General features: G+C 72.5%; 2 protein-coding genes. One reads left to right on the plus strand and one right to left on the minus strand.

What is annotated here, in order from left to right; translation table 11 throughout:
- Nucleotides 1-46 precede the first annotated feature (46 nt).
- Complete coding sequence (locus tag ABZU46_RS31620) at nucleotides 47-1456, minus strand: hypothetical protein (protein ID WP_354863356.1); 1410 nt, start codon at nucleotides 1454-1456, stop codon at nucleotides 47-49.
- 397 nt (nucleotides 1457-1853) lie between these two features.
- Between ABZU46_RS31620 and ABZU46_RS31625 the strand changes: the two genes are divergently transcribed.
- The gene (locus ABZU46_RS31625; RefSeq protein WP_354863357.1) at nucleotides 1854-2165 is read left to right on the plus strand and encodes a MazG-like family protein; all 312 of its coding nucleotides are present in this window, start codon (nucleotides 1854-1856) and stop codon (nucleotides 2163-2165) included.
- The last annotated feature ends 293 nt before the right edge of the window (nucleotides 2166-2458 follow it).

Raw genomic sequence — 2458 nt, forward strand, 5'->3', positions numbered from 1 at the left:
CGGCTCCCGAGTGGGGAGCCGGCCGGCGCCGTCGTGTCCGGCTACCTCAGCAGGCCGCGTACAGGCGACGGGTGCCGACCCCGGCGGCGTACGCGGCCCGGTCGCTGAACCGGCAGCCGTAGTCGGGTCGGGCCACCACCGCCGGGTCGGTCACCGTGTCGCCGGCCGGGCGCTTGCCGGTGCGTACCCAGGACACCAGGTCGTCCCAGGCGGCGCCGGCCTCGGCCGGGCTGAACTCGCAGTGCTGCGCGGCCCGGATGGCCCGCTGCACCACCAGCCGGCTGCGACCGTGCCGCGCCACGTCGGTGGCGTACGCCTGCTCCATGCTGAACGGCACGAACATGTCGCCCAGGTCGTGCAGGCTGACCACGGGCGCGCTCGGCCGCCCGGCGATCTTCGGCACCTCGGTAAGCGTCGGCAGGAGTCGCTGCACGATGTTCTCCGGAGCCACCCGCTGCACCGACGAGTTGACGTCGACGGGGCTGTTCGGGCTGTAGCGGGTCAGCAGGTTGGTGGAGATCTGGCTGGGCCGCTGGGCGGGGGAGTCGCCGCCGTCGGTCACCGCGATGGAGAAGAGGAAGTCCTTCCAGACCGCGAAGGCCGCCTCCGCGCCGGGCCGTGGTCCGCCCGTACGGTTCACGGTGATGGCCCGCAACTGTTTGCCCCGGTCGGTGGTGGTGTCCGGCCCGGTGGGCGTGAGCCCCGCCAGCCCGAGCGCCACCTGGATGCGGGGCACCGCGTTGCTCAGGTAGTCGGCCGGCGTCGGGTAGGCCGGCACTCCGGCGAGGGCCTGCGCGACCAGGTTGTAGTCGAGATAGAAGTCCAGCAGCGTCTGGTCACCGAGCACGCCGCACATGGGCAGCGCCCCGTCGTAGTAGCCGGGGTACTGCTCCAGCGAGCGCCCGATGACGTACCCGCCCATCGACACCCCCGCCAGGTAGGTGCGGTGGGGCCTGCGCACGGTCCGTCCGAAGTGGTCGGCGAGGTCCCGCGTGCTCAGCACGCCGGAGCGGATGTCGAAGCCGTTGCGGTCGTACGACGACGACGCCCACGCGTACCCCTGGGCCAGCAGCCGCTGGCGCAACTCGAAGGCCGGCGGCTCCGGCGAGAGCACCGTGCCCTGGCCGCGGTAGCCGTGCGCCCACACCACCAGGTCGCCGTTCCACCGGGCGGGAACCTCGATGATGTACGCGGCGTGCCGGTGCACGCCCTGGCGTACCGTCGTCGGCTTGCCGGCCACCACCAGCGGCGCCAGCGGCGGATTCTGGAAGGTGTAGCCGGGCAGCGGCTGGTCGCCGGAGGGGTCGTGGCCGCCGGTGGAAGCGCCGGCGGTGCTCGGTGCGGCGGCGGTGGGTGCGGCGGCGGTGGGTGCGGCGTCGAACAGTCCGACGGCCAGGGTCAGTGTCGCGGTGGCGGCGATCAGGCGGCGCAGCCTACGAACGGGTACGGACAGCATCGATGCTCCCCATCGGACGGATGTCGCCTGCGGGGGCGACCAGGCGGGACGGTTGCCTACCGGCCGGTAGCGCCCTGAACCTAGGACTGCCGTCGACCGGAGTCAATGGCTGAGCTGACCGACCAGTCAGACGGTCGGTGCGGCCTGCCCGGACTGGCGCCCTGGCCGTGCGGTGCGTGTCCTGGCCGTGCGGTGCGTGTCCTGGCCGTGCGGTGTGTGTCCTGGCCGTGCGGTGTGTGTCCTGGCCGTGCGGTGTGTGTCCTGGCCGTGCGGTGTGTGTCCTGGCCGTGCGGTGTGCGTCCTGGCCGTGCGGTGCGTGTCCTGGCCGTGCGGTGCGTGTCCCGACCGTGCGGGCCGGGTGTGGGGCCGGTCGGGGCGGTCGGGTTGACTGGTCGCCGTGGACGACTCGATCTGGGCGGCGGCCCGGGCTGCGCGGAGCTGGCTGGACGCGGCGAACGGCACCGGGCAGACGGAACTGACCTGCCGCATCCTGAAGCTGACCGAGGAGGCCGGGGAGGCGTCAGCCGCCTGGATTGGTCTGCTCGGGCAGAATCCGCGCAAGGGTGTCACCCACACCCGCGAGGACGTGGCGGCCGAGTTGGCCGACGTGGTGTTCACCGCGCTCGTAGCCATCGAGAGTCTCGGACTCGACGCACAGACCGTTCTGGGGGCCTGTGCCGAAAAGGTCCGCTCTCGCCTGGAGGGCTGACGCCCTCCATGATCGGCACGGTGTCGGCGAGGTGGGTGTGTCCGGCTGGCCGGATGCCGCGATATCGCCGATCTGGAGTCGATCAGGCCGGGTGTCCGGTAAGACCGGTTGGGGTCGTGCCGGTTGGGTGGGATGTCCGTTTCTGGGGGTTGTTGGGGTGTGACCGGGTGCATCCGTGGGCTGGAATCGTGGCGGGCGGGGGGTCGTTACATACCCTGACGATCGCAGGACCACGGCCAGCCGCCCCGCCCGCTCGACCGGCGGGGGAATGGCCGGCCGGGCCGGGTCGTTGC

This window comes from Micromonospora sp. NPDC005197 (assembly GCF_040608295.1).
Lineage (GTDB): Bacteria > Actinomycetota > Actinomycetes > Mycobacteriales > Micromonosporaceae > Micromonospora.

What these genes read in the sequence shown, in the direction of transcription:
- ABZU46_RS31620 (WP_354863356.1), bottom strand. Translation starts at nt 1,456, where the DNA reads ATGCTGTCCGTACCCGTTCGTAGGCTGCGCCGCCTGATCGCCGCCACC.